Origin of the sequence: Halomonas sp. RT37 (assembly GCF_040070525.1) — a bacterium.
GTDB lineage: Bacteria > Pseudomonadota > Gammaproteobacteria > Pseudomonadales > Halomonadaceae > Halomonas > Halomonas litopenaei.
The window spans coordinates 1,259,261-1,283,988 of the sequence record NZ_CP098827.1 but is presented as its reverse complement, the minus strand read 5'-3'; the positions used below and the strand labels follow the sequence as shown (position 1 = coordinate 1,283,988).

The window sequence follows — 24,728 nt, the reverse complement described above, 5'->3', positions numbered from 1 at the left end:
CCCACGTCGCGGATCCAGCGCCCGCCCTCACATCTTCGGCCGCCCGAGGCGGCGGCCTGTCCCACTTCAGGAGCCTCCCATGTCCTCCCAGTCGACCAACCCCTCCGTGATCGCTCGCCAGGCACTGTCCTTGATGGATCTGACCAGCCTCAACGATGACGATACCGACCATGTCGTCGAGGCCCTGTGCCAGCGGGCCAAGACGCCGCTGGGGCACACTGCTGCGGTGTGCATCTATCCGCAGTTCGTGGTGCCGGCGCGGCGCGCCCTCACCGCCCACAACCTCAGCGGCCAGGTCAAGATCGCCACCGTGACCAACTTCCCCCACGGCGAAGACGATGTCATGGCAGCCGCCCGCGCTACCCGCGAAGCGGTGGCCTCCGGTGCCGACGAAGTGGACGTGGTCTTCCCCTACCGCGCCTTCATGAATGGCGATGATCAGATCGGCCAGGAACTGGTCGAGATGTGCAAGGCCGCCGCCAGCGGCCGCACCCTCAAGGTGATCCTGGAAACCGGCGAGTTGAAGGACGCCGAGCTGATCCGCCGGGCCAGCGAGCAGGCCATCGCCGGTGGTGCCGACTTCCTCAAGACGTCCACCGGCAAGGTCGCCGTCAACGCGACGCCCGAGGCCGCCCGAGTGATGCTGGAAGTCATCCGCTACGCGGACCGCCCGGTCGGCTTCAAGGCCGCCGGGGGCGTTCGCAGCGTCGAGGACGCCGCCGTCTATCTGGAGCTTGCCGCCGAGATCATGGGTGCCAACTGGGCCCGTCCCGAGACCTTCCGTTTCGGCGCCTCGGGCCTGCTCGACAACCTGCTGATGACCGCCGGTGTCGGTGTCGACGGCGGGGGCCAGTCCGGAGGCTACTGATGCTGTTGCAGGATATTCTTGCCGCCAAGCGTGACGGCCAGGCGCTGTCCAGTGAGGCCATCCGCCAATTCGTGATGGCCATCGCCGATGACAGCGCCGGTCAGGAGCAGATCGGCGCCTTCGCCATGGCCACCTATCTCAACGGCATGACGCTGGATGAGACGGTGGCGCTGACCGAGGCGACCCGGGACTCCGGCAGCGTGCTGGACTACCGACAGCTGGACCTGCCGGGGCCTATCCTCGACAAGCATTCCACCGGCGGCGTGGGCGACCCGGTATCGCTGATCCTCGGCCCCTGGCTCGCCGCCTGCGGAGCCCACGTGCCGATGATCTCCGGTCGTGGTCTGGGCCACACCGGCGGCACCCTGGACAAGCTCGAGGCCATCGCCGGCTATGACGTCACGCCTCAGCGCACCACCTTCGAGCGCCTGCTCAAGGACGTCGGTGTGGCCATCGTCGGCCAGAGCGGCGATCTGGCGCCGGCGGACAAGCGCCTCTACGCGGTGCGCGACGTCACCGCCACCGTTGCCTCGTTGCCGCTGATCGTTGCCTCGATCCTCGGCAAGAAGCTCGCCGAAAACCTCGATGCCCTGGTCATGGACGTCAAGATCGGCAACGGCGCCTTCATGGCGAACGACGACGAGACCCGAACCCTGGCAGCCACCATCGCCGACGTCGCCCGACGTGCCGGCACCCCGACCACGGCGGTGCTCAGCGACATGAACCAGACCCTGGCCGAAAGCGCCGGCAACGCCATCGAGGTACGCGAGTGCCTGGCGATCATGCGCGGTGAGCAGCGCGATTCGCGGCTGTTGACGCTGACCCGCCGCCTGGCGGTGGAAGCGCTGCTGGCCGGCCGACTGGCGACGTCCAAAGAGGACGCCGAACGCCAGCTCGAGGCACGCCTGGCCAGCGGCGACGTGGCCGAGCGCTTCGAGCGCATGGTGGCAGGTCTTGGCGGACCGACCGACCTGCTGGAAAACGCTGGCGCCCTACCCGCCCCGGCCCCGGTGATCCAGGACGTCCTGGCCGAGCATCCGGGACGGGTGGCACGCCAGGACGTCAAAGCGCTGGGCATGGCGGTGGTCGAGCTGGGCGGTGGGCGCCGCCGTGCCGGCGACGCCATCGACCATCGTGTCGGCCTGGACGCCATCGCCGCCATCGGCCAGACGGTCGACCGTCACACCCCGCTGGCGCGCATTCACGCCGCCAGCCAGGCGGACGCCGACAGACTCGCGGCGCGGGTACGTGAGGCCTTCACCCTCGGCGACGACGGCACGCCCCCACCACTGGTGCACGAGACCTTGTGCGATCCTTCGATAACGGGAGAGACACCATGAGCCGCGCGATCGTGCTGGTGATGGATTCCTTCGGCATCGGTGCTGCCCCCGACGCCGAGCGCTTCGGCGACGCCGGCGCCGATACCCTGGGCCATATCGCCGAGGCCTGTGCCCGCGGGCAGGCCGACGACCGTGGCCGCCGCGGCCCGCTGCAACTTCCCAACCTGGCCCGCCTGGGGCTCTATCACGCCCACCGCGAGGCCACCGGCGCCAGCGCCGCAGGCATCCAGCTAGGCGAGGTCGACGGCGCCTACGCACACGCCATGGAGGTGTCCTCGGGCAAGGACACCCCGTCCGGGCACTGGGAAATCGCCGGGGTCCCGGTGCGCTTCGACTGGGGGTACTTCGAGGACAGGGAGCAGAGCTTTCCGCCGCAACTGCTCAAGGCATTGATCGAGGAAGCGGCGCTACCCGGTGTGCTGGGCAACTGCCACGCCTCAGGCACCGAGATCATCGCCCGTCTGGGTGAAGAACACTGCGCCAGCGGCAAGCCCATCGTCTACACCTCCGCCGACAGCGTCTTCCAGATCGCCGCCCATGAGGACAGCTTTGGCCTTGAGCGCCTGCTGTCATTGTGCGAGACCGCCCGGCGGCTGCTCGAGCCCTACAATATCGGTCGGGTGATCGCGCGCCCCTTCGTCGGTGACGACGCCGCAAGCTTCCAGCGCACCGGCAATCGTCGCGACTACAGCGTCGAGCCGCCCTCGCCCACGGTGCTGTCGAAGCTTCACGACGCCGGAGGCGAGGTCGTGGCCATCGGCAAGATCGCCGACATCTACGCCCACTGCGGCATCAGTCGTCTGATCAAGGCGTCGGGCCATGACGCTTTGATGGCGGCGACCCTGGCGGCCATGGATGAACCGGTGGCGAGCGACACCCAGCGCCTGATCATGACCAACTTCGTCGACTTCGACATGGTCTACGGCCATCGCCGCGACGTGTCCGGCTATGCGGCGGCGCTGGAAGCCTTCGACCGACAGTTGCCGGCGCTGCTCGAACGGCTGACCGACGACGATCTGCTGGTGATCACCGCCGACCACGGCTGCGACCCAACCTGGCAAGGCAGCGACCACACCCGCGAGTTCATCCCGGTACTGGCCAGTGGCGCTGGGCTTGCGGCCCGATCGCTGGGGCGTCGGCAGAGCTTCGCCGACATCGGCCAGAGCCTGGCGAGCTATTTCGGTCTTGCCCCCATGGCCGACGGTGAAAGCTTTATCGAGCGCAAACGAGCATTGGATAGACGAGGAGCTTAGATGGCTACCCCCCACATCAAGGCCGAACGTGGTGATTTCGCCGACACCGTGCTGATGCCCGGCGATCCCCTGCGCGCCAGATACATCGCCGAGACCTTTCTCGAGGATGCGCGCCTGGTCAACGAGGTGCGCAACATGTACGGCTACACCGGCCGCTACAAGGGACGCGAGATCTCGGTCATGGGCCACGGCATGGGCATCCCCTCGGTATCGATCTACGCCAAGGAACTGATCACCGAATTCGGCGCCAGACGGCTGATCCGCGTCGGTTCCTGCGGCGCCGTGCGCGACGACGTCAAGGTACGTGACCTGATCATCGGCCTCGGCGGCAGCACCGACTCCGGCGTCAACCGCTCGCGCTTTCGCGGCCTCGACTTCGCCGCCATCGCCGATTTCGACCTGACCCGTGCCGCCGTGGACGCCGCCGGCGCCCAGGGCACCCCGGTCAAGGTCGGCAACATCTTCTCTGCCGACCTGTTCTATCACCCGGACCCGGCGCTGATCGACTGCCTGCGCAAGTTCGACATCGTCGGCGTCGAGATGGAGGCCGCCGGGCTCTACGGCGTCGCCGCCGAATTCGGCGCCCGCGCCCTGACCATCTGCACCGTATCGGACCATATCGTCAACGGCGACAGCCTCTCCAGCGACGAGCGCGCCACCAGCTTCGACGAGATGATGACCATCGCCCTCGAGGCCGTGCTCGAGGACGACCGCCAGCAAACCAGCCGCCAGGAGACCACCCAATGAGCGATCCAAGGACGACAGAGACCGTCGACGCCGATATCGTCAAGGCGCTGATCGAGGTACGCGGTCGCGCCTACGTGCCCTACTCCAGCCATCCGGTAGGCGCCCTGCTGATCAGCGACTCGGGAGCCCGCTACGTCGGCGCCAACGTCGAGGTCGCCCACTACAAGGGGCTGTGCGCCGAGGCCTCGGCCATCGCCGCCATGGTCACCAGCGGCGAGACCCGGCTGAAGGAGGTCTACGTCATCGGTCCCGGCGAGCATCTGTGCACCCCCTGCGGTGACTGCCGTCAGCGCCTGCGCGAGTTCTCCTCCCCCGACACCCTGATCCGGGTGGTGGACGCGGACGGCCAACTGCTCAAGCGCTACACCATGGACGAGTTGCTGCCGGACTCCTTCGGGCCGGAGAACCTGGGCAAGGACTCCGCCTTCGCCAGCTAGGCGAGCGAATTCACTTCCTGGGAGTTGTCCGCTCTGACGCTGCCAAATCGGCTCGATTTGCCTGGCAGACCTGCCTGAGCGCCAAACGAACTGACTCGGCAACCGGAGCGCTACTGGATGCCCTGAAACAATCTCGGATTGTAGATCCGTGCCCGGATGTCGATGAGCGAGACTTTGTCCATGTCCGGGTGCAGCGGATTCACCACCGCCACCTGATCAATACCCGCAGCAGCGGTACTTGGCACCAGCAGTATCAAGTTGCGGGCCGCCGACAGGAACGCGGTACCGAGTCGCCGCGTGTGTTCAGGAGGGGGAAACAGGTCCCAGCCATCAGGCAATTCATCGACTCCGACCTTCTCGACGGCGCTGCTTTGTACGTCATAGATGCCCAGGCGAAAATCCTTCGGGACCAATCGCGGGTCTGGAATATAGTTACCCATTTCCAGCATGGCGACGGAGGCGCTGGTACCGAAATACAGCACCGGATGGCCGGGGTCGTTCCAGCGCGCCCCATCGTGATAGCTGGCACCGCGCCCGGACAGGTTGGCCAGAAAACGCTCAGGAGCGATACGGTACAGCCTCATCAACTGAAGTCGCCGTGACTGATCTTGCGCAGCACCTGTCGTACCAGTTCACGGCCAGCAAAGGTATCCAGGAGTTCGATCGGACGCGAGCCGGCGAGTGCGGGTACCTCGGCGTGCAGCCATTGATGACCGACCGCTTCGTCAGCGAACACCTCACCTACCTCGACAAACAACTTCAGCGTGTCGAGCACTTCTTCGCTTTGCGCACGCCCCAGCGCCTTGCGCTTGTAGAAGCGATGCAGATTGCCGGAGTCCGTCTCCAGCAGTCGTACAAAGAGATCGCGGTCGGCCGACAGTGCATCGATCGCCTGTTTGAGCACGCTTCCCGGCAGCCCTTGCCTGACGGTTCTGATAAAAGCGGCTGAATCGGTGTACACCTCGCGGGGCAGGTCGATCTGCGCCATCACTCCGCCACCCGCTGCACGGTCCTTTTCGAGAAGCTCCATCGCGGTCTCCCGGCGCTCACTCGCTGGCACGGCGCCAGCAACGTTACTGCCTGTACGCTTCAGCATACCTCAGATCGAAGTTTTACCAACATCAATATGACCTAAGCCCAACAAGGGTGCACCCTCGCCAACTCGCCACCGCACAGCGGAACGCGTCACCGCCAGCGGGCAGCACCGGCCCGAGCCAATTCAGCCTATGCTCAATACTGTTCAGCGCGACCCCGCCCGGCTCACCACACTCGCTCGAGACGTGACATTCGCTTTGGCCGCGAGGCAGGACGAGGGGCACCCGCGCTGCATCACCTTGTGCAGGTCATCGGGGTGGCGGCCATCACAGCGCAAGCTCCTGCGTCCAAGTACCCGCCTCAATTCAAACAACAAGGTAACGGTCCATGACCACAGACTTCTCTCCCGGCGACAATATCGCCATGAAGATTCCCGCCCACGAGTACGAGGTGACCGTTGCCTTCTACCGCGAGATCCTGAAGCTCGAGGAATTGACGCCCCCCGGTGACCGGGAGACGCCGCGCTTTGCCTTCGGCGACAAGGTGCTGTGGCTGGATCGCGAGCCGCACTTGAGCCAGGCAGAAATCTGGCTTCAGATCCTGGCCAGCGACATCCAGGCCGCCTCGAGCTACCTCGAACAGCGTGGCTGTCAGCGCTGCGACGAGATCGAGCACCTGCCGGAGGAGTTCAACTCGTTCTGGATCACCAGCCCCTGCAATATCATCCACCTGGTGTCACCCGCCGATGACTCGCCCCCCGACGATGTGACAAAGGAAAACTGAGCCGACGGCATTGCGACTGCCACCGCGCGCCAGACGCAAAAAAGGCCACCACTGGTGGCCCACAAGGCTTGCTGGACTTGCCTGAGATCGGTTCCATCAGACGTGCTGTAGCGTCTTTCGCGTGGCGAGACTGGCGGTGACGCCACGCGATGCGAAGGCTCGTTTGTCCCAAGTGGTGGCCGCGCTTGCTTCAGGCCGCTTCGGGTTCATGAGCCCCGCGACGTCAGACGCTTTGCTTCAGGCTACCTTTCCCTCGCTGAAGCGCTTCTTCAGGTAGGCGACGATGTCCATGGATTCGTACATCCAGGTCTCGCTGCCGTCTTCACTGGTGATCAGCAGACACGGCACCTGAATCTTGCCGCCGCCTTCCTTCAGTGCCTTGCGGTGCGCCGGGTTGGCGCCCGCGTCGCGGATATCCACCTCGACGCCGAGCTTGTCGAGTTCACGGCGCACAAAGGCGCAGAACGGGCAGTGGGCAAAATGGTAAAGCGCGAGATCCTTGGCAACGGTCATGGTGACGACTCCCTCGTGGGTGATACCGCTCGTTGACGATATGGTCGGTGACGTCACTCCCTTCAAGAGTCGACGACACCCGAAACAGTTGGTGCAGGCGACGGCGCGTTCCGGAGGTTCAACCTTGGCGCTGAGCCTTGGTACCAGACCTTGCCGCCGCCCGACTTGCTGACTTGGTGTCGCCACTCGCGAGTTCCTGACAGCCTTTCCCGACTTTTCTCACCTCAGTGCAATGTATGCGGGGTACAGCACAACGCCATCAGGTTCCCGGGTCGGGCGAGGCGCCGGTAGCACTGGTTTGATGGTGGGGGTCTGCCACCCCGGCCTGGCCCCGGGCGCGCCCGCTGGCATCGCGCCCCTGGTGGTCGGCCTCGCCTTCGCTGGTGGTACCATCGAGACGCCCGCCGCCACGGCCTTCCATGCTGACGCTGAGGCGCGGCGCGCCCAGTTCGACGCCCATCTCCTCCATGCGCTGCTTGAGCAGCATGTTGAAGGCACGGGCCACGTCCCACTGCATTTCCGGCGAGGTGCGAAAGCGCATCCGCAGGATCGCGCAGCCATCCTCGAAACGATCGATACCCTGCATTTCCAGCGGTGACCAGATGTGGTGGCGCATGATCGGATCCTGGCGCAGATCGCGGGCGGTCTCCTGCATCAGGGTGGTGGCGTCGTCGATCTTCATGTCGAAGGGAATGCGGATCTTCATCAGCGCCACGCCGAACTGCCGCGACATGTTATGGATGGAGTCGATACGCGAGAAGGTCAGGATATGCACGATGCCGTCCAGGTCACGCAGGCGTACGGTCCTGAGCGTCAACCCTTCCACCGTGCCCATGTGGCCATTGATCTGAACGAAGTCGTCCACCGCCAGGGAGTCCTCGATCAGGATGAAGATGCCGGTGATCAGGTCCTGCACCAGGGTCTGGGCGCCGAAGCCGATGGCCAGACCGATCACCCCGGCACCGGCCAGCAGCGGCGTCACGTTGACCCCCAGATTGGCCAGGCCGACGATGGAGGCGATGATCACGATGGCTGCGAAGATCACGTTGCGAATCATCGGGGTGATGGTCTGGGCCCGTGCCTGGTTGACCCGGCGCCCCCGCGAGCGCGCCGAGGAGGTCAGCGCCCGCTGGATGGCGGTATCGGCGAAGATCCACACCAGCCAGGCCAGCAATACGGTAAAGGCGATCGCCAGGATCGCCTGGCCGATGCGCACGCTGGCCACCCCTTCGCGGCCGATGCCCACCAGCGAGCCACCCCACACCTGCAGCGACAGCTCGGCGAACACCAGCCAGGCAAGCACATGCCCCAGGGTATAGGCGAAACGTTCGAGCCGGCGGCGATACTCGCTGTGGTGGCGATGGCGCCCCCGGCTGTGGTCATGACGTTCGTTCTGGCGGCGCAGCAGCGCTGTGACCACCAGCGTCAGCACCAGCAGGGCGGCGTTGATGATCGAACGGGCCAGTGCGGTACCGACATCGCCTCCGGTGACGAAGATCGCCACCAGCGAGGCCCCCACCAGCAGCAGCGCGGGAATATGCCACAGCCGACCGATCACCCGGGTGACCTCGGTAGGACTCGAGCAATCGCTGCGGATGGCATAGGTGCGGTTGCGAATCAGATGCTTGATCGGCCGCTTGAAGCGAACGATGAAGCGGAAGGTCAGCACCGCGGCCAGGATATTGGCCAGCACCGAGGCTAGCGAGGACAGATCGACCCCCAGCAGGTCCACCAGACGTTCGGTCTTGAAGGCGTCGCCGAGGGCGATCAGTGCGCCGATGACGAACAGCGGACGCAGAGCCCGCTGCTGCAGCAGCTTGACCGCGGTATAGCGATGCCCGCGGGTGAACACCGAGATGACGATCTCGACCACCACCGACAGGATGCGCCCGCACAGCGCGGCGTAGGCGATCACCGATACGACGGTGCGCCCGGCGCTGCCGGGCACAAGCTGTGACACCCCCAGCACCGCCAGAAAGGCCAGCGCCCAGGGCAGCATGCGGCGCAGAAAGTGAGCCGCCAGCAGCCACGCCTTGGGCTCTCTCGGCAGGTCCATCGGCCAGCCCCGGCGGGACCCGATCAGACGCCCCAGCGCCACCAGGATGATCACCATGCCACCCCAGATCGTCAGCAGGATGCTGAACTCCACGGCGAACTGGGCCAGCTCGCTATGGCTGGTGTCGGCGATCAGGCCATTGATATCGCGCCAGCCCTCCGCCAGCTTGGCGCGCCACTGGGCCATGGGCGACCCGGCCCCTTCGGCCTGCTCGCCAAGCTCGGTGAAGGTGTCGGCAAGCGCCCCCAGCAGTCCCTGGGAACCGGTGCCGGTTTCCGCTGCGGCCTGGCCCGCGTCGCGCAGTGACCTGAGGCTATCGAGCAACTCCTGACGGCTCTGGTCGCTTTCCAGCGTCTGGATCAGGGTATCCAGGGAGCGCTGCAGCTCTTCCGACGAGGCCTCCTGGGGGGCCTGTTCACCGCCTCCGGCCAGGGCCTCCAGCGCCAGGCCCTGGGCCGACGCCTGAACGGGCAAAATACATACCCCAATTAGAAAGAGAAGCACAAACCATTGAAATATGTGAAAGATTTTACTTCTATGCAGCAACATTCGTGTTCCCTGCCGGTGAGGACTCGGCGCCGCCGCCGATGAAAAGTGACCGCCTATGGTAGTCTGCGAAGTAACGTCCCACTAATGCCTTATCAGGATGCCGCCATGAAAGCTCAAGCGCCACCCGAGCCCACCACCGCCGACGGAGACATCCGCAAGGTGGGAGTGGAAATCGAGTTCGCCGGCCTGGACCCCATGGCCACCGCAGAGATGGTCCAGTCCCTGTTCGACGGTCGTATCGAGGTCCAGAGCGCCCACCGGATGAAGGTCAGCGACACCCAGTGGGGCGACTTCAAGATCGAACTGGACTCTCAGTACGTCCACCCCGAATCGCCCGAGGACGCGGCCAAGACACCCGGCGACGACTGGGATCGCATGCGCCGCGACCTCGACCGTCGCTCTCGCGAGCTGCTGGGCGACATGGTCACCGGACTGGTGCCGACGGAGATCGTCTGCCCCCCGGTCCCCTGGGATGAGCTCGACAAGCTCGACGCGATGTTCGACGGACTCCGCGAGCACGGCGCCAAGGGCACCGAGGCCAGCCTGATGTACGGTTTCGGTCTGCATCTGAATCCGGAGCTCCCTAGCCTCGAGGCCGAGGACATCCTGCGCTATCTACGCGCCTACCTGCTGTCCGCCGACTGGCTGCGCGAACAGATCCGGGTCGATATCACCCGGGAGGTGCTGCCCCACGCCAACCCCTTCCACAAGCGCTACTGCCTCAAGCTGTTCGACGAGGACTATGCGCCCGATATCGACCAGTTGATCGACGACTATCTGGCCGACAACGACACTCGCAACCGCGATCTGGACATGCTGCCGTTGTTCGCCCACCTCAGGCCCGACCATCCCCACGAGCTGTTTCGCAAGGAGCTTGTCCAGCCGCGACCCACCTTTCACTACCGTCTGCCCAACGCCCAGCTTTCCGAAGCCGACTGGGGCGCGGTGACCGAATGGAACCGCTGGCTCGAGGTAGAGCGGCTGGCCTGCGCGCCCGAGACCTTGCATGAGCGTATGGCGGAGTACCGAGCCCGTCACCTCGACAGCTCGCTGTGGCAAAAGATAAAGCACAAGCTCAAGGGAGACTCCAAGGATGGCTGAACGCCCGGTGATCGGTATTTCCACCTCCGACCACAAGAGCCTGCTGGCCTGGTGCTTCGACTGGTTCGCGGTGTGGCGCCATGGAGGCAAACCGCTCAGGCTATCGCCGTCGCGGCCACGACCGGACCGGCTCGATGGCCTGATCGTCGGCGGAGGTGATGACATCCAGGCGCATCTGTACGGCGGTGAGATGCAGCTCGACGTGCGCGTCGATCCAGAACGCGACGAACTGGAGCTCGAGCTGCTGGCCCGGGAGATCCCCCGCAATACACCGGTACTCGGTATCTGCCGCGGCTCGCAACTGATCAACGTCCACCTGGGTGGCACCCTGGACAGTGACATCTACACCACCCACGAGGGGCTCAAGCGCCGGCGCACCGTGCTGCCACGCAAGACCGTGGACATCGTCGAGGGCAGCCGCCTGCACCAGCTGCTGCGGGTCAGCTGGTGTCGCATCAACAGCCTTCATCACCAGGCGGTGGAACACACCGGTCGCGGTGTGGATATCGTGGCACGTGACCGGGATGGTCTGGTGCAGGGGATCGAGTCCCGCGAGCACGACTTCCTGCTGGGGGTTCAGTGGCACCCGGAATTCCTGATCTTCAATCGCCCCCAGCAACGACTCATCCGCGCTCTGGTCGACGCGGCGAGAAAGCCCCACGCCGAGCGCCAGTTGCCACCGGAACCCCGCGCCGAACGTCCCACACAAAGCGCCTCCTGAGCACGAGCCTTCGAGGGTCAATGCAGCTGCGCGAAAAAGCCCGCCAATCGGCGGGCTTTTCCATGTGGCAACAACATCGTGGCAACTAAGTCGTGGCAACTACGTCATGGCAACGACGTCGCTGACGCGACCCGGCCGGATCAGGCCAGCTTGGCGTCCAGGCTGATCTCGGCGTTCAACAGCTTGGAGATCGGGCAGCCGGCCTTGGCCTTCTCGGCGGCCTCCTGGAACACCGACTCGTCGGCGCCGGGGATGCTGGCGCGAGTGGTCAGATGCACCTTGGTCACGGCGAAGCCACCGTCGACCTCATCGAGGGTCACCTCGGCGCTGGTGTCGATGCTGTCGGCTTCCAGGTCGGACTCGCCCAGAATCATCGACAGTGCCATGGAATAGCAGCTGGCGTGGGCCGCACCGATCAGCTCTTCCGGATTGGTCCCGGCCTGGCCTTCGAAGCGCTGCTTGAAGTCATAGGGAACATCGCTGAGCGCGTCGCTGTTGGTGGATACAACGCCCTTGCCCTGCTTGAGACTGCCCTTCCACTGCGCGGATGCGGTGTTGGTGATACTCATGACGACTCCTTCCAGTTGAGATACACGGGCTGGTAATCACACTACGGTGGCGCCTCTTCCTGAGGCGCTCGCCCCGCCACCTCCCATCGATGGGCGGTACCTGCGGGGCCAATCATCCCTGGCGGGACAACTGATGACTTCACCATGCATCTTGTACCGAGGTCTGTCCAGCCTCGTCTTGCGCGTCGACGGTCATGGCTGCGATAGTCGAGCGCATCTCTGGAAAACTATTCCGCAAAGGTGTGCGACATGACGACTGCCAAGGTTCTGCTGGAAACCGGAAGCACCGCCGAGGCCCTGCCTGCCCTGGGCCAGGGCACCTGGTACATGGGCGAAGGGCGTGCGCCCCGGCGTCAGGAAATCGCCGCCCTGCAACGTGGGCTGGAGCGAGGTCTGCGGCTGATCGACAGCGCCGAAATGTACGGCGACGGTGCCGCCGAACGCCTGGTCGGCGAGGCCATCCAGGGTCGCCGCGACCAGGCGTTTGTGGTCTCCAAGGTCTACCCCTGGAACGCCGGTCGCGACAGCGCCATCGCCGCCTGCGAAGCGAGCCTTGAGCGCCTGGGCACCGATTACCTGGATCTGTACCTGCTGCACTGGCCGGGGAGCATCCCGCTGGACGAAACGCTGGAGGCCTTCGATCGCCTGGTAGCGGCAGGCAAGATTCGTCGCTTCGGTGTGTCGAACTTCGATGTGGACGACATGCAGGCACTCGCTCGACTGCCCGGTGGCGGCGACTGCGCGGTCAACCAGGTGCTCTACCATCTGGCGTCGCGGGGAATCGAGGTCGCCCTGAGGCCATGGCAACGCCGGCAACGGATGCCGCTGATGGCTTACTGTCCGCTGGCCCAGGCCGGCGCCGTCGGCGCAGATCCCCTGGCCGACCCGCAACTTGGCGAACTCGCCACGGACCTCGGCTTGACCCCGGCGCAACTGCTGCTGGCCTGGGCCATCCGCCCGGTCGAGGGCCAGCACGATGTCATCGCGATTCCCAAGGCCGCCTCCCCCGAGCACGTCGACGACAACGCCAGGGCGCTGGAGGTAACCCTGGACGAGGCGACAGTTGCGCGACTCGACGCCCTGTATCCGGCACCCCAGCGCAAGGTGCCGCTGGATATCGTCTAGCCGGGCCGGGCTCGACGAGACACGGGAGTTCGCCTTCAGCTCAGCGAAAGCGTACTTTCAACTCGGCCAGTTGCTCGGCCAGACTGTCGCTGCCGATCTCCCTCAACCTTTCGATATTGCGCTCGGGGATAGCCTCGGGGTCGGGATAGTGGGCCAGCGCCCTTTCCAGACCCTCTTCACGCAGCAGATGCCAGACCGGCCAGGGAGAACGATTGGTGAAGTTGGCCGGATCATCATCATCCACGCCGTCGAAGACATAGTCAGGGTGGAAGCTCGCCAGCTGGAAGACGCCCTCGTAGCCGCGGTCGGCGAGCAATGCCTCGGCCATGGCCAGGGCGTCGAGATAGTCGTCGAAGTCGGCAAGCCCTCGGGTGAACACCAGTAGACTGGTCTCCACCTCGGGTGTCGTCTCGAGGTGGTGGCAGGCCTCCATCAGCGCCACCAGGGCGTCCTCGAGCCTGCGCCCGTCGACCTCGATATAGCGAATCGACCCGCGTGTGACCTCTCGTCCGGCGAAGGGGCAGACGTTGAGGTGCACCACGAATTCCTCGACCCAGGCTGCGGTGGCGGCAACGCCGGGTGATACCTCTGTGTCGGACATGGCGAGTTCTCGGATGCTTGAGTGAAGGCCGGCTCAGCGCCGTGATGCCAGCCTGTCGGCCAGCCTTGTGGGTTCGGGCAACTTGTAGCGGCCGAGGCAGGCCACCGCCCAGGCCCTGGCCGAATCCACCGACAGCCGGTGGCCCGGCGACACGAACACCGGCTTGACGCCGGCGCGAGAGCGTAGCACGACCCCGATGCGCTCGTCGCCGTCCATCAGGTCGGTACTTTCGGCACGCCCCTCGGGGACCTCGCTATGGCGCCCGGTCAGGCGTTTCTTGGCCACGCCCAGGGTGGGCAGATCCAGCCACAGTCCAAGGTGCGCCGCCACCCCGAGACGTCGGGGATGGGCGATGCCGTGGCCGTCCACCATGACCAGATCCACGCGGCTGTCGAGTCGTTCGAAGGCCGCCAGGGCCGCCGGTATCTCACGAAAGGACAGAAGCCCCGGCACGTAGGGCATGCGCGTCGGCTGACGCGCCACCACCTGCTCGATCGGCGCAAGCCCCGGCCAGGACAGCACCACCACCGCGGCGCGGGTGGTGTCGCCTCCATCTTCGAAGCCGATATCCACTCCGGCTATGTGTTCCACTTCACCGAGGGCGTCCTCGCGTATCAGGCGTCCTGCCAGGGTCCGCTGCAAGGCGATGGCCTCCTTCGGCGCCAGGTCCCAGTCGTGCAGCGCAGTCTCTCGTGTCCTGGGGTGCTGGGTCATGTCACCTCCCTGTTGACGACCAGGGGTGGCTGAAGACGCCACCCGCTCGCGGTAGACTACGCGCCAGTCACGGGGATCAACAAGCCGCCGGCCGCAGGGCCTGGCGCTCCATCAGGGAGGACGGATGAGGATCATCCACACCGCAGACTGGCATCTGGGCCAGAGCTTTCACGGCCAGGAACGTCACGAGGAACATCGCGCCTTCCTCGACTGGCTGGTCGACACCCTCGCCGAACGCCAGGTGGACGCGCTGCTGGTCGCCGGCGACGTCTTCGATGTGGTCAATCCGTCGCTGCGCGCCCAGGAGCTGCTCTATGACTTTATCGTCAGGGTCCACCAGCGCTGCCCTGACCTGACCATTGCGCTGATCGCCGGCAATCACGACAGCGGCAGCCGCATCGAGCTGCCCGCCCCGCTGATGCAGCACCTGCGCACCCATGCCCTTGGCCGGGTGCGCTTCGTCGATGACGGCGCGCTGGACAGCGATCGCCTGCTGGTGCCCTTGCGCGATGCCCAGGATGAGGTCCGCGCCTGGTGCCTGGCGCTGCCCTTCCTGCGTCCGGCGGAGATCACCGGTCGTGGCCGGCAGACCAGACAAGCGGCGGACGCAGCAGGAGAAGAGACGAACGCCGGCGACGACTATGTGGCCAGCGTCGAGCGGGTCCATCGCGCACTGATCGCGGCCGCCCGGGAAAAGCGCGAGCCTGGCCAGGCGCTGATCGCCATGAGCCACGCCCACCTGCGTGGCGCCGCCGTCTCCGAGGCCAGCGAACGCCCTATCGTCATCGGCGGCGAGGAAGCGCTGTCGGCCTCGCTGTTTCCCGAGGACATCGACTACGTCGCCCTGGGGCACCTGCACCGCGCCCAGCGGGTCGGCGACGAACGCATACGCTACAGCGGCAGCCCGCTGCCGCTGGACTTCAGCGAAGTCGACTACCCCCATCAGGTGCTGATGGCGGACTTCGCCGATGGCGCCCTTGCCCATGTCGAGCCGATCAGCGTGCCGCGGGCGGTGGCCATGCGTCGCCTCGGCCCTGCCCCGCTGGAAGAGATCCTGGGCGCGATCGAGGCGCTGCCGGCCCGCGACGGGGCAGGCCCGGTCGAGCGCTGGGACTGGCTCGAGATCAACGTGCGCCTGGACGCCCCGATGCCGGAGTTGCGCTCGCGCATCGAGCAGGCGCTGGGCGGCCGTGCGGTGCGCCTGCTGCGGCTGAAGCGCGAACTGCCGGTCACTGAGTCACAGGCACCCGGGCGTGGCGAGCGCCTCGAGGACATCGGACCCCGTGAGCTGTTTTCGCGCACCTGGAAAGAGCGCTGGGGCGAGGCACCGGATGACAGCGTGATCGCCGACTTCGACTGGTTGTGCCAGCGCGTCCAGGACGTGGATGCCGAAGACCAGAGCGCGGATGGACAAGACCAGGGCGCCGCCGAAGGGAGCACGCAGCCATGAAGATTCTCGCCCTGCGCCTGTCCCAACTGGCCTCCCTGCCCGGTCCGGTCGAGCTGGACTTTACCGCGGCGCCACTGGCCGATGCCGGCCTGTTCGCCATCACCGGCCCCACCGGCGCCGGCAAGAGCACCCTGCTCGACGCCCTGTGTCTGGCGCTGTTCGGCAATACGCCCAGGCTTCGCCACGCCCCGGGGCGCGACTCCCATCTGGAGGACCTGGACGGCTCGCGGATCGCCACCGCCGACCCCCGCAGCCTGCTGAGGCGCGGCGCCGCCAGCGGCTACGCCGAGGTCGACTTCATCGGTCGCGACGCTCGCCGTTACCGCGCGCGATGGGCCGTGCGGCGCGCCCGGGACAAGGCCGACGGCAAGCTGCAGGCGGTGGAGCAATCGTTGACCGACCTGGACGACGAACGCCTGTTGACCGCCCAGAAGCGCGAATTCGCCGAGCTGATCCCCGAGCGCCTGGGGCTATCGTTCGAGCAGTTCACCCGCGCCGTGCTGCTGGCCCAGAGCGAGTTCGCGGCCTTTCTCAAGGCCGACGACAACGCCCGCTCGGACCTGCTCGAGAAGCTCACCAACACCCAGGAATACTCGCGCATCTCGGTCGAAAGCTACGCCCGGGCCAAGGAGGCCCGCGACGCGGTGGCCCGCCAGCAGGCGCTGCTCGCCGAGGACGCGCCCAGCGACGACAGCGCACGCCAGGCCATGGAGCAGGAACTGGCCGAGGCCGAAGGCGAGCTGGACACCTGCCAGCGGCAGATGAAGGCGCTGGACGAAGAGGCCCAGTGGCTCGCCCAGGACGCCCAGTGGCGCCAGCGCTGCGAACAAGCCGACGCCAGCCTGGTCGAGGCAGAGGCCCAGTGGGAGGCACTGAGCGAGCAGCGCCGTGAGTGCGAGATGCTCGAGCGCGTCGCACCCTGGCGCCCCCAGTTGCTGCGCCAGCGTAGCCTTTCTCGACAGTTGCCGGACCAGCGCCAGCAGCTCGAACAAGCCAAGTCAGCCCTGGCCCAGGCACGCACCGCCCTGGAACAACAGCACCAGCAAACCAGCCGTCGCCGCCAGACCCTGGAGGACAGCGAGCAGGCGCTCGAGCAGGCCCGTCCCGCCATCGCCCAGGCCCGTGAAATTGCCAGCGAACTCAAGGGCCGCGAGCAACAGCATCGACAGCTGGAGGACGAACACCAGAAGCGCAAGCGCCAGCGCGAGGATCTCGACGGGCAGCAGCGAGCGCTGGCAGAGCGCCATCGCCGCCATCTGGAGCAGCGCGACGCCGCCACCCGCACCCTGTCACGCCATCTTGGCCAGCATCAGCAGGTCGCAACGGCCAGGGCCGAGGCCCAGCAGCACCTCGAGCACGCCGGCCATCGTCTGCTGGCGCTGTCCGAACTGGAGCAGCGCTGGCGTCTGCTGCGCCAGCTCGATGAGCAACAGCACCGGCTCGACGCCGAGCGCAGCCGCGACAGCGCACAGCGCGACGAACTGCTGGACCAAGGCAAGCAGGCGCGGGCGCGCCTGGACCACGCCACGGCGGAGCACGAGCAGCTCACGCGCTTTATCCAGCGCGCCCGCGCCACCCGAAGCGACAGCGTCGCCGACATGCGCGCCACCCTGGAACCGGACACCGCCTGTCCGGTGTGTGGCAGTCACGAGCACCCCTGGCGCGACTCGCCCCCCGCCACCCCGGAGGCCACCCAGCTCGCCGCCCAGATCGCACTGGAGGATGATCAGCTCGCCGAGTCCGAAAGCCGACTCGGCGAGCTGCGCGAGCAGCGTGACGCCCTGTTCGGGCGCTTTCAGGCGCTGAAGGCCAGCGTCGAGCAGGCCGAGACCAGCCTGCTCGCGCTTGAACCTCGAAGAAACGAGGCCCAGGCCGGTCTCGAAGAAGCCCAGGCCAGGCTCGACGACCCGGCGCTCGCCGAGCAGTGGCGCGCCCTCGACGCCGACGCCCGCCAAGCCTGGCTCACCGAGCACAGCGAAAAGGCCCGCCAGCGCCAGCAACAGGCTCGCGAGCGCCTCCAGGCACTGGACGACGCCGAACGCCAGCTGGCCCCGCTGGCAGAGGCCATCGAGGAAGACGAGCGAGAGCGTCAGGCGCTTGCCTTGCGCGCTGCCAACTTCGACGAGGAACTCAAACGGCTCGACGATCAGCGTCCCGAACTGACCCGCAGCATCGACGAGCACAGACGACGTCTGGCCGAGGCGCTCGGCGATGACCGCTCGGCAGATGCCTGGCTCGAGCGCCTCGAAGCCCAGGTCCGCCAGGCACGTCAGGACCACGAGCAGGCCCGCCAGGCCCATGACCAGGCCCAGCGTCAGGTGCTGAGCCTGACCCAGAGAATCGAGCACGAGGGCAAGGCGCTCTCGGTGCTGGAGGACGAAAAGACCCGCCTGGACGCCGAACTGGAACGCTGGCGCAACGAGCACCCGGACATCACCGATGGCGACCTGGAGCGGCTGCTCGACCAGGCCGACGATGCGCTCAAGGCCCTGCGCGCCCGACTGGACGGCGCCCGCGAGGCCTGCCAGACCGCCCGCACCAGTCGCGACGAGCGTCGCCAGGGCTGGCGCGCCTGGCGGGCCCGCCACCTGCCGGAGCAGGACCCGCAGACACTGCTCGACGAGGCCACCCAACGCCAGCTGGATGCACGCCAGGCCGACCTCGACGCCAGACGTGAGGCCAACCGGCCGCGGCTGGAGGCCGCCCAGCAACGCCGCGATGGCGCCCTGCACGCCGTGCGCGACGATGATCGACGCCGGCAGCGCCAACGTGACGGCCTCGAGGCCCTGGAAAGGGCCAGGGACGAGCATCATCGCTGGGGCCGCATCGCCGAGCTGATCGGCGCCGCCGACGGCAAGACCTTCCGGCGCATCGCCCAGGCCTGGAACCTGGAGCGCCTGATCGACGAGGCAAACGTCCACCTGGCGGGCCTCAGCCGGCGCTACCGTCTGGTGAGAGGAGGCAGCCCGCTGGGGCTCCTGGTGATCGATCAGGACGTCGCCGACGAGCGTCGCTCGGTGCACTCGCTATCCGGCGGCGAGACCTTTCTGGTGTCGCTGGCCATGGCGCTCGGGCTCGCCTCGCTGGCCTCGGGGGAGCTGGCAATCGAGTCGCTGTTCATCGATGAAGGCTTCGGCAGCCTCGATCCCCAATCGCTGGCGCTGGCGATGGACGCCCTCGACGGTCTCCAGGCCCAGGGCCGACGGGTCGGGGTCATCTCCCACGTCCAGGAGATGCATGAGCGCATTCCGGTGCAGATCCAGGTGCATCCCGCCGGCAATGGCGAGAGTCGGGTCGCGCTGTCCGACTGAGTCCCGTCCGCCCCGCACGTCGCTGTCGGGCGGACCTGGTCTTGGGTGACCCAGGCTTGGGCGGTTCCTGTCCTGGGCGGCCTCAGTCTTGGGTGACCCAGGAGAGCAGCGTGCTCGGGCGGTAACCCGGGGTGATACGCTGGGGCGCGTCGCCTGGCCATGGTACATTGACGCTCCTTGTGACCTCAGTCGACGGAGCCTTCATGACCGCACACGACCTGCTCAAGACCCTGGTGGGCTTTGCCACCGTGTCTCGGGATTCCAACCTGGAATTGATCGCCTTCGTCGAAGAGTGGCTCGACCGCTACGGCGTCGATCACTGGCGGGTCGAGAGCGACGACGGTTCCAGGGCCAACCTGCTGGCGCGCATCGGCCCGGCGGTAGAGGGCGGTGTGGTGCTCTCGGGCCATACCGACGTGGTGCCGGTGGTGGGCCAGCCCTGGACCAGCGATCCCTTCACCCTGACCGCCGGCGAGGGCGACAATGCCGGGCGCCTGTACGGTCGCGGCACCTGTGACATGAAAGGCTTCATCGCCTGCGCCCTGGCCGAGGTACCGCACTGGAGCGAACTGGAGCTTGAGGTGCCGATCTGGCTGGCGCTGTCCTACGACGAGGAAATCGGCTGCGTCGGCGCCCCGCGCATGATCGAGACGCTGATGGCCGAACACCCCCGCCCTGCCGCCGTGGTGGTCGGCGAGCCGACCCTGATGGAGCCGGTGGTGGCCCACAAGGGGGCCAGCAACTTCCGCACCACGGTGATCGGACGCGAAGCCCACTCGAGCCAGGTGTATCAAGGGGTCTCGGCGATCCACGTCGCCGCCCGCCTGGTCACCCGCATCGAGGACGTGATGGCGGAGCTCAAGGAAGAGGGTCGGGTCGACGAGGCCTTCAGCGTGATCCACTCGAGCCTGCACGTGGGCAAGATCGAGGGTGGCACCGCCATCAACATCATGGCCAGGCGCTGCAGCTTCGAATGGGAAATTCGCCACCTGCCCACCGATGACGCCAAGGAGCTGCTGGCCCGGGTCGAGACCACCGCCCGCGAACTCGAAGCCCGCATGCGCCAGCGCGCCCCCGAGGCCTCGATCACCACCGAGGCGCTCAACACCACCGTGCCGGCCCTGGCCGATCGTGACAACAGCGAGGCGCTGGGCCTGTGCCGCGAACTGCTCGGCGACAGCCCCGACGGCGCCGCCGTGGCCTACGCCACCGAGGCCGGTCAGTTCCAGCTCGCCGGCCTGCCCACGGTGATCTGCGGCCCCGGCAGCATCAGCCAGGCCCACCAGCCCGACGAATACATCGAGCGCGAACAGCTCGACGCCGGCAGCCGCTTCATGGTCGCCCTCGGTGATCGCCTCAAGCGCGGCTGAATCTACACCCGCAAGCGCCCCTGGATTCCCCTTTTCGAGCCAAGACCGTGACCCACACTGCTTCAAGCCCGGCGAGGCCTGTTGAGCCGCCTCGCCTTGCCATCTTCAAGACCGGCGACAGCTTCGCCGATGTCGTCGCCGAGCACGGCGACTTCGAGGACCTGTTCAGCGCACGTCTCGACGGCTTTCGTCGTCGTGGCGGCGTCATCGAGGTGATCGACGTTCGCCGCCAACCGCTGCCGGCAATCTCTGATCAGGACGGGGTGGTGGTGACCGGGTCCCACGCCATGGTGTCCGACCGGGAAGCCTGGAGCGAAGCGCTGAAACCCTGGCTGAGGGAGGCGCTCGACCGCGGCCTGCCACTGTTTGGCGTGTGCTATGGCCACCAGTTGATGGCCGAGGCCTTCGGCGGCAGCGCCGGCTACCACCCCCGGGGGCGGGAATGCGGCTCGCGTACCCTCACGCTGACCGAGGCCGGTCGCGGGGACCCGCTGTTCGGTGCGCTGCCCGATGCTTTCGCCGCCCAGCTGACCCACGCCCAGAGCGCCCTGTCACGCCCCGAGACCGCCACGGTCCTGGCGGCCAACGACCATGACCCCAACCAGGCCCTGCGCTATGGCCCAGCCCAGTACAGCGTGCAGTTCCACCCGGAATTCACCGTCCAGGTGACCGCGGCCTACCTGGCGCACCAGCGCGACATTCTTGTCGCTCAGGACGAGGACGTCGAGGCACTCGAGCGGTCTGTGGTCGAGACCCCCGAGGCCAGCAGCCTGCTGGACGCCTTCGCCCTGACCCTGTTCGATCGTCGAACCTAGCCAGACGTGACATCTCCAGGCAAGCAGGTGGCCTGGCGCTGGGCGATACGCGGCGCGGCACCCTGGTGCGGCGTCGCCTCGCGTTGCGGCTCCAGTGTCAGGCGACAGCGCTCCCGCGGGCTCGGCCCCCAGCGAAGCTGATAGCCCCGGTGTGCATCGATTCCCCTGACCACTGCCATGCGCCCCTGACCCAGCACCGCCAGCACGTCTCCATCGGCGTCGATCAACTGCGCGCCGAAAGGCGCCGGCGTGGTCACCCGCACCAGGGTCGGCGCCCCCACCAGGGTGTCGTAAGTCAGCCTGACGATAGCGCCTCGGCGAGGCGCTACCCGCCTGGCATTGCCCTTGAGCTCGACGCCATCGGTCATGCCGGAGGGATCCAGCGCCACCCGGTTGTAGCGGTAAGGTGTCAGTCCGCTGATCGCCCCCTTGCCCCGCCCGTCCAGCAACACCTGGTCATGTTGAGAAATCGCCGCGCCCTTGGCGCCCGGCGCCTCGATGACCGCCATGGTCTCGCCTTGATCCCGCGTCAGCACCAGGCCACCCGCATAGGCAATGGCGGTGCCATCGGCGCTGGCGCTGTAGCTGCGGTAGTCATCCCCGGCGCTGAGGTTGAGGCCAAGACGAACCCGGGAGGTGTCCATCCCCAGGTTGCCGCCATAGCTTGAATCGTGCGACCGGTCATCACGGCTGTGGTTGACGTAGACACCATAGTTCAGCGCGCCGCTGTCGCCGCTGAGGTTCAACTGGCCCGAGCGATGATCGCCCCGATGGGCCAGATTGGAGGTCAGCTGCAGGTGGCCTCCCAGCGGAACGCTGAGATTGAGGTAGAACTCGTTGGTGTAGTCGCCTTCGGTCTCGCTACGGCCTGCGGTGGCGCTCAGGGTGCCCCAGGAGAAGCCACGACTGACACCGACCTGATAGGTGGTCGCGTCCTCGCGATCCCAGTAGTCGGCGCTGATGCCAGAGGCAAACAGCCTGGTGCCGCCAGCCAGGGTCTGGGTCAGATTGACCTCGAGACGTTGGCGTTCACGGTCCCGTGGTGAGGATGTCGTTGCATCATCGCGCAGCAGCGCAACGTCCGAAAGGCTCAGATAGTGCTGACTGGAAAAACGGTAGTTGACCACCGACAGCTCGGTGTCGGTGGGATCAAAACGGGTGTTGTAGCTCACCCGAAAGCTCTCGCCACGCGGGCTCTCCGGCTCACCGCTCAGCGCCTCCAGGTGATTCGCCCGGGTCATGGTGGCATCCAGCGCGAAGGCGCCCAACAGGGTCGACACGGCGCCACCGGCAAGCCCCGCCATATAGTCCTCGGCCAGGATGGCGCCGGAGTAGAGCGTCAGCCGATTGCTGACCCCGCGTCGGTATTCGGCCTGAACGAACCGGGGCAGGTCGACGAGGCCGTCATCCCGATACTCCCCCAGGGTCAGGTGGAAGCGCTGGGCGCCGGGTCGCAGCAACTGTGCCACCGAGGTATAGGGCAGCACGAAGGCGCGCTCGCTGCCGTCGGCCTCGGTAATGGTGACCTCAAGGTCGTCAGCCACATTGGTGGCGTAAAGGTCGTCGATGGCAAAGGGGCCGGGCGTCACGCTGGTCTCGTAGATGACGTCCTCCCCCTGACGGATCGTCACCCTGGCGTTGGTGCGAGCGGTGCCTCGCACTACCGGGGCGTAGCCCCGCCGGGACGGAGGCAGCATGGCATCGTCGCTGGCGAGCTGGACGCCGGTGAAGGGTATCGACTCGAATCCCATCCCGGAGGTCTGATACTCGCCGATGACCAGGTCGGCCTGCCAGGGCGTCACGTCACGGCGCAGATAGGTGTTGGTGACGTGATAGTGGGCGGTCTCGCCACTGGCGTCATCGAGACTGGCATTGTGACGAAGCTGCCAACCGCCAAGGTTCACCCCGGCGTTGATCCCGAGTCGATAGTCCTCACGGGACTCCTGCCCGTCGCGCTCGCCACGGAAGGCATTGCTGTTGTAGCGAACAAAGGCGCCATTGATGCCGTCCTGCCACGCCTCGGCCGGCACCTTTCCCCTGACGCGATGTCGCAGATAGGCCTGGGGCACGCTTAATTCAAGTCGCATGTTCGCCGAGTCGATCGAGCTATCGACATAGGGATAGCGAGCGGCCAGATCGACGCACTCGCGGCCTGAGTCGCCTTCCCCTGCCGCGGGCTTCAGCGGCAGGCGCTTTATCGCATCAAGCGACAGACACAGACGCGTCCCTTCCGGGTCCTCGCCGATCGTCACCGTCTCGCGACCGAACGCCTGGCCATTGACCAGGACGTCGAGTTCATAGCGACCAGGAGGGACCGTCATACCCTGCTCGAAGCGGGTCAGGTCCATGCCCTGGAGTGACCCTTTCAGCAGCTTGGCGTTGAAGGCGTACTCGACCCGGCGCTCGGACGCACCACCGGTCACCCTGCTACCGTCGTCGGCCCGGGCGGACAGACCGGCGTCGGTGACGAGTGACAGCCCCAGCGCAATGAGCACAGACAGGCCTTCGTGCCGCCGCAACCCCCGAACCTTGCCGGCTGCTGTGCCAGACAGACGTTTCACAGCTCGAATCGGCGCCGCTGCGTCACCCCGTAGTCATTGATCCAATCGAAGAAACCCTGGGAGGTTGCCAGCGGTTCGATGCTGAAACGGCGGGAGCTCAGGGCCGGGATCAGGCTGCCACGAGCCGTGACCTGGTGCTCTTCGTTGCCCAGCCCGACCCGACGAAGCGACACACTGTAGGGGCTCTCATTGCGGGCCACCAGCGTCCAGCGGCCGGGCCCCCGCTCAAGCTCCCAGTGAAGCTGCTCGGCGGCCTGCTCGGGGGAATCGGCAAGCCCGACGGGTCGATAGAACAGCTTGATGCGGGTGCGGTAGGCCAGCTGCAGCACGTTGCGCTCCGGCGCCGCCTGGGTGGCGGGCACCTCCAGCACGTTCAGCCAGTAGACGGACTCACGATCGACAGGCGCCACCTCGCCCAGATAGGCGATCCGAATCGCCTGTCCTCCATGGGCATTGATGCGTGTCACCGGCGGTGTCGTCAGAAACGGCACCTCGACACTCTCCGGCGTGGAGTCCGGGTCGCCACGATCGATCCACACCTGCACCAGCGAGGGCGTATCGCCCGCATTGGTCAGCGCGACGCTCACATCCCTGGCATCGGCGGGGTAGATCACCCGGGTGCCCGAGACCACCACACTGGCATCGACACGACTGACAAGGCTGCAAAGCGCCACCAGCGCCAACAGCGCCACTCCCCTTCCCCACGACTCCCGTACACGCATGATCCCTATGCCTTTCTGTAGCCTTTATGAAGCCTTGCCAGACGCACTACCTCCGCGCACTTCTGCCAGTGCGGGCGGACTGCGAGA

22 protein-coding genes are annotated in these 24,728 nt (G+C 66.6%); 13 read left to right on the top strand and 9 right to left on the bottom strand.

Annotated features, from left to right (window positions below; all coding sequences use genetic code 11):
• The first annotated feature begins 79 nt into the window (after positions 1-79).
• From deoC to cdd, 5 genes are read left to right on the top strand one after another with little or no spacing between them, the layout of a single operon-like run.
• A complete protein-coding gene (deoC, locus tag NFG58_RS05745) occupies positions 80-868 on the top strand; it encodes a deoxyribose-phosphate aldolase (RefSeq protein ID WP_348827756.1) in 789 nt (262 codons plus the stop codon).
• Positions 868-2,208, top strand: coding sequence for a thymidine phosphorylase (deoA, locus tag NFG58_RS05740; RefSeq protein ID WP_348827755.1), 1,341 nt, complete (start codon positions 868-870; stop codon positions 2,206-2,208). Before deoC ends, deoA begins: the two co-directional genes overlap by 1 nt.
• A complete protein-coding gene (locus tag NFG58_RS05735) occupies positions 2,205-3,461 on the top strand; it encodes a phosphopentomutase (protein ID WP_348827754.1) in 1,257 nt (418 codons plus the stop codon). Before deoA ends, NFG58_RS05735 begins: the two co-directional genes overlap by 4 nt.
• Positions 3,462-4,208: a purine-nucleoside phosphorylase gene (gene deoD, locus NFG58_RS05730; protein WP_348827753.1), complete on the top strand. Its 747-nt coding sequence runs from the start codon at positions 3,462-3,464 to the stop codon at positions 4,206-4,208. It begins immediately after the preceding gene.
• Positions 4,205-4,645 carry a cytidine deaminase gene (gene cdd / locus NFG58_RS05725; protein WP_348815587.1) on the top strand — a complete coding sequence of 147 codons (441 nt, stop codon included), beginning with the start codon at positions 4,205-4,207 and terminating at the stop codon, positions 4,643-4,645. The genes deoD and cdd overlap by 4 nt, the downstream gene beginning before the upstream one ends.
• Before the next feature lie 110 nt (positions 4,646-4,755).
• Here the strand turns inward: cdd and NFG58_RS05720 are convergent, their stop codons facing one another.
• Positions 4,756-5,229 (bottom strand): RES family NAD+ phosphorylase, encoded by a 474-nt coding sequence (locus tag NFG58_RS05720; protein WP_108131542.1) that lies wholly within the window; start codon positions 5,227-5,229, stop codon positions 4,756-4,758.
• Positions 5,229-5,675, bottom strand: a complete 447-nt coding sequence (locus NFG58_RS05715; RefSeq protein WP_045991913.1) for an antitoxin Xre/MbcA/ParS toxin-binding domain-containing protein — start codon at positions 5,673-5,675, stop codon at positions 5,229-5,231. The genes NFG58_RS05720 and NFG58_RS05715 overlap by 1 nt, the downstream gene beginning before the upstream one ends.
• A gap of 392 nt (positions 5,676-6,067) precedes the next feature.
• On the opposite strand from NFG58_RS05715, the gene NFG58_RS05710 reads away from it, so the two are divergent.
• Positions 6,068-6,463 (top strand): hypothetical protein, encoded by a 396-nt coding sequence (locus NFG58_RS05710; protein WP_348827752.1) that lies wholly within the window; start codon positions 6,068-6,070, stop codon positions 6,461-6,463.
• A 237-nt stretch (positions 6,464-6,700) separates the two neighbouring features.
• Here NFG58_RS05710 and NFG58_RS05705 read toward each other — a convergent pair whose 3' ends face one another.
• Together NFG58_RS05705 and NFG58_RS05700 are read right to left on the bottom strand one after the other, a co-directional pair.
• The gene (locus tag NFG58_RS05705) at positions 6,701-6,976 is read right to left on the bottom strand and encodes a glutaredoxin domain-containing protein (RefSeq protein WP_348827751.1); all 276 of its coding nucleotides are present in this window, start codon (positions 6,974-6,976) and stop codon (positions 6,701-6,703) included.
• A gap of 259 nt (positions 6,977-7,235) precedes the next feature.
• Entirely contained in the window at positions 7,236-9,581 is a 2,346-nt protein-coding gene (locus tag NFG58_RS05700; RefSeq protein WP_348827750.1) for a mechanosensitive ion channel family protein, read from the bottom strand.
• A 105-nt stretch (positions 9,582-9,686) separates the two neighbouring features.
• On the opposite strand from NFG58_RS05700, the gene NFG58_RS05695 reads away from it, so the two are divergent.
• Positions 9,687-10,682 carry an amidoligase family protein gene (locus tag NFG58_RS05695; protein ID WP_348827749.1) on the top strand — a complete coding sequence of 332 codons (996 nt, stop codon included), beginning with the start codon at positions 9,687-9,689 and terminating at the stop codon, positions 10,680-10,682.
• Positions 10,675-11,403 carry a gamma-glutamyl-gamma-aminobutyrate hydrolase family protein gene (locus NFG58_RS05690; RefSeq protein ID WP_348827748.1) on the top strand — a complete coding sequence of 243 codons (729 nt, stop codon included), beginning with the start codon at positions 10,675-10,677 and terminating at the stop codon, positions 11,401-11,403. The genes NFG58_RS05695 and NFG58_RS05690 overlap by 8 nt, the downstream gene beginning before the upstream one ends.
• A gap of 140 nt (positions 11,404-11,543) precedes the next feature.
• Here the strand turns inward: NFG58_RS05690 and NFG58_RS05685 are convergent, their stop codons facing one another.
• Entirely contained in the window at positions 11,544-11,972 is a 429-nt protein-coding gene (locus tag NFG58_RS05685) for an OsmC family protein (protein ID WP_045991908.1), read from the bottom strand.
• Positions 11,973-12,221: 249 nt separating this feature from the next.
• Between NFG58_RS05685 and NFG58_RS05680 the strand changes: the two genes are divergently transcribed.
• On the top strand, positions 12,222-13,097 hold the full coding sequence (locus NFG58_RS05680; protein ID WP_348827747.1) for an aldo/keto reductase: 876 nt from the start codon (positions 12,222-12,224) through the stop codon (positions 13,095-13,097).
• A gap of 40 nt (positions 13,098-13,137) precedes the next feature.
• On the opposite strand, the gene NFG58_RS05675 is transcribed toward NFG58_RS05680, so the two are convergent.
• Together NFG58_RS05675 and nfi are read right to left on the bottom strand one after the other, a co-directional pair.
• Positions 13,138-13,698: a DUF1415 domain-containing protein gene (locus NFG58_RS05675; RefSeq protein WP_348827746.1), complete on the bottom strand. Its 561-nt coding sequence runs from the start codon at positions 13,696-13,698 to the stop codon at positions 13,138-13,140.
• Positions 13,699-13,731: 33 nt separating this feature from the next.
• Positions 13,732-14,412, bottom strand: a complete 681-nt coding sequence (gene nfi / locus NFG58_RS05670; protein WP_348827745.1) for a deoxyribonuclease V — start codon at positions 14,410-14,412, stop codon at positions 13,732-13,734.
• 124 nt (positions 14,413-14,536) lie between these two features.
• Between nfi and NFG58_RS05665 the strand changes: the two genes are divergently transcribed.
• From NFG58_RS05665 to NFG58_RS05650, 4 genes are all read left to right on the top strand, one after another.
• The gene (locus tag NFG58_RS05665) at positions 14,537-15,862 is read left to right on the top strand and encodes an exonuclease SbcCD subunit D C-terminal domain-containing protein (protein WP_348827744.1); all 1,326 of its coding nucleotides are present in this window, start codon (positions 14,537-14,539) and stop codon (positions 15,860-15,862) included.
• Positions 15,859-19,173 carry an AAA family ATPase gene (locus NFG58_RS05660; RefSeq protein WP_348827743.1) on the top strand — a complete coding sequence of 1,105 codons (3,315 nt, stop codon included), beginning with the start codon at positions 15,859-15,861 and terminating at the stop codon, positions 19,171-19,173. The genes NFG58_RS05665 and NFG58_RS05660 overlap by 4 nt, the downstream gene beginning before the upstream one ends.
• A gap of 203 nt (positions 19,174-19,376) precedes the next feature.
• Positions 19,377-20,543: an acetylornithine deacetylase gene (argE, locus tag NFG58_RS05655; protein ID WP_348827742.1), complete on the top strand. Its 1,167-nt coding sequence runs from the start codon at positions 19,377-19,379 to the stop codon at positions 20,541-20,543.
• Positions 20,544-20,590: 47 nt separating this feature from the next.
• Positions 20,591-21,358, top strand: coding sequence for a glutamine amidotransferase (locus NFG58_RS05650; RefSeq protein ID WP_348827741.1), 768 nt, complete (start codon positions 20,591-20,593; stop codon positions 21,356-21,358).
• Here NFG58_RS05650 and NFG58_RS05645 read toward each other — a convergent pair.
• Positions 21,355-23,853, bottom strand: coding sequence for a fimbria/pilus outer membrane usher protein (locus NFG58_RS05645; protein ID WP_348827740.1), 2,499 nt, complete (start codon positions 23,851-23,853; stop codon positions 21,355-21,357). The two genes, NFG58_RS05650 and NFG58_RS05645, sit on opposite strands and share 4 nt — an antisense overlap.
• 62 nt (positions 23,854-23,915) lie before the next feature.
• Positions 23,916-24,641 carry a fimbria/pilus periplasmic chaperone gene (locus NFG58_RS05640; protein WP_348827739.1) on the bottom strand — a complete coding sequence of 242 codons (726 nt, stop codon included), beginning with the start codon at positions 24,639-24,641 and terminating at the stop codon, positions 23,916-23,918.
• Positions 24,642-24,728 lie beyond the last annotated feature (87 nt).

Coding starts and splice junctions, on each gene's coding strand:
- deoC (WP_348827756.1), top strand. CDS start 80: ATGTCCTCCCAGTCGACCAACCCCTCCGTGATCGCTCGCCAGGCACTG.
- deoA (WP_348827755.1), top strand. CDS start 868: ATGCTGTTGCAGGATATTCTTGCCGCCAAGCGTGACGGCCAGGCGCTG.
- NFG58_RS05735 (WP_348827754.1), top strand. CDS start 2,205: ATGAGCCGCGCGATCGTGCTGGTGATGGATTCCTTCGGCATCGGTGCT.
- deoD (WP_348827753.1), top strand. CDS start 3,462: ATGGCTACCCCCCACATCAAGGCCGAACGTGGTGATTTCGCCGACACC.
- cdd (WP_348815587.1), top strand. CDS start 4,205: ATGAGCGATCCAAGGACGACAGAGACCGTCGACGCCGATATCGTCAAG.
- NFG58_RS05720 (WP_108131542.1), bottom strand. CDS start 5,229: ATGAGGCTGTACCGTATCGCTCCTGAGCGTTTTCTGGCCAACCTGTCC.
- NFG58_RS05715 (WP_045991913.1), bottom strand. CDS start 5,675: ATGGAGCTTCTCGAAAAGGACCGTGCAGCGGGTGGCGGAGTGATGGCG.
- NFG58_RS05710 (WP_348827752.1), top strand. CDS start 6,068: ATGACCACAGACTTCTCTCCCGGCGACAATATCGCCATGAAGATTCCC.
- NFG58_RS05705 (WP_348827751.1), bottom strand. CDS start 6,976: ATGACCGTTGCCAAGGATCTCGCGCTTTACCATTTTGCCCACTGCCCG.
- NFG58_RS05700 (WP_348827750.1), bottom strand. CDS start 9,581: ATGTTGCTGCATAGAAGTAAAATCTTTCACATATTTCAATGGTTTGTG.
- NFG58_RS05695 (WP_348827749.1), top strand. CDS start 9,687: ATGAAAGCTCAAGCGCCACCCGAGCCCACCACCGCCGACGGAGACATC.
- NFG58_RS05690 (WP_348827748.1), top strand. CDS start 10,675: ATGGCTGAACGCCCGGTGATCGGTATTTCCACCTCCGACCACAAGAGC.
- NFG58_RS05685 (WP_045991908.1), bottom strand. CDS start 11,972: ATGAGTATCACCAACACCGCATCCGCGCAGTGGAAGGGCAGTCTCAAG.
- NFG58_RS05680 (WP_348827747.1), top strand. CDS start 12,222: ATGACGACTGCCAAGGTTCTGCTGGAAACCGGAAGCACCGCCGAGGCC.
- NFG58_RS05675 (WP_348827746.1), bottom strand. CDS start 13,698: ATGTCCGACACAGAGGTATCACCCGGCGTTGCCGCCACCGCAGCCTGG.
- nfi (WP_348827745.1), bottom strand. CDS start 14,412: ATGACCCAGCACCCCAGGACACGAGAGACTGCGCTGCACGACTGGGAC.
- NFG58_RS05665 (WP_348827744.1), top strand. CDS start 14,537: ATGAGGATCATCCACACCGCAGACTGGCATCTGGGCCAGAGCTTTCAC.
- NFG58_RS05660 (WP_348827743.1), top strand. CDS start 15,859: ATGAAGATTCTCGCCCTGCGCCTGTCCCAACTGGCCTCCCTGCCCGGT.
- argE (WP_348827742.1), top strand. CDS start 19,377: ATGACCGCACACGACCTGCTCAAGACCCTGGTGGGCTTTGCCACCGTG.
- NFG58_RS05640 (WP_348827739.1), bottom strand. CDS start 24,641: ATGCGTGTACGGGAGTCGTGGGGAAGGGGAGTGGCGCTGTTGGCGCTG.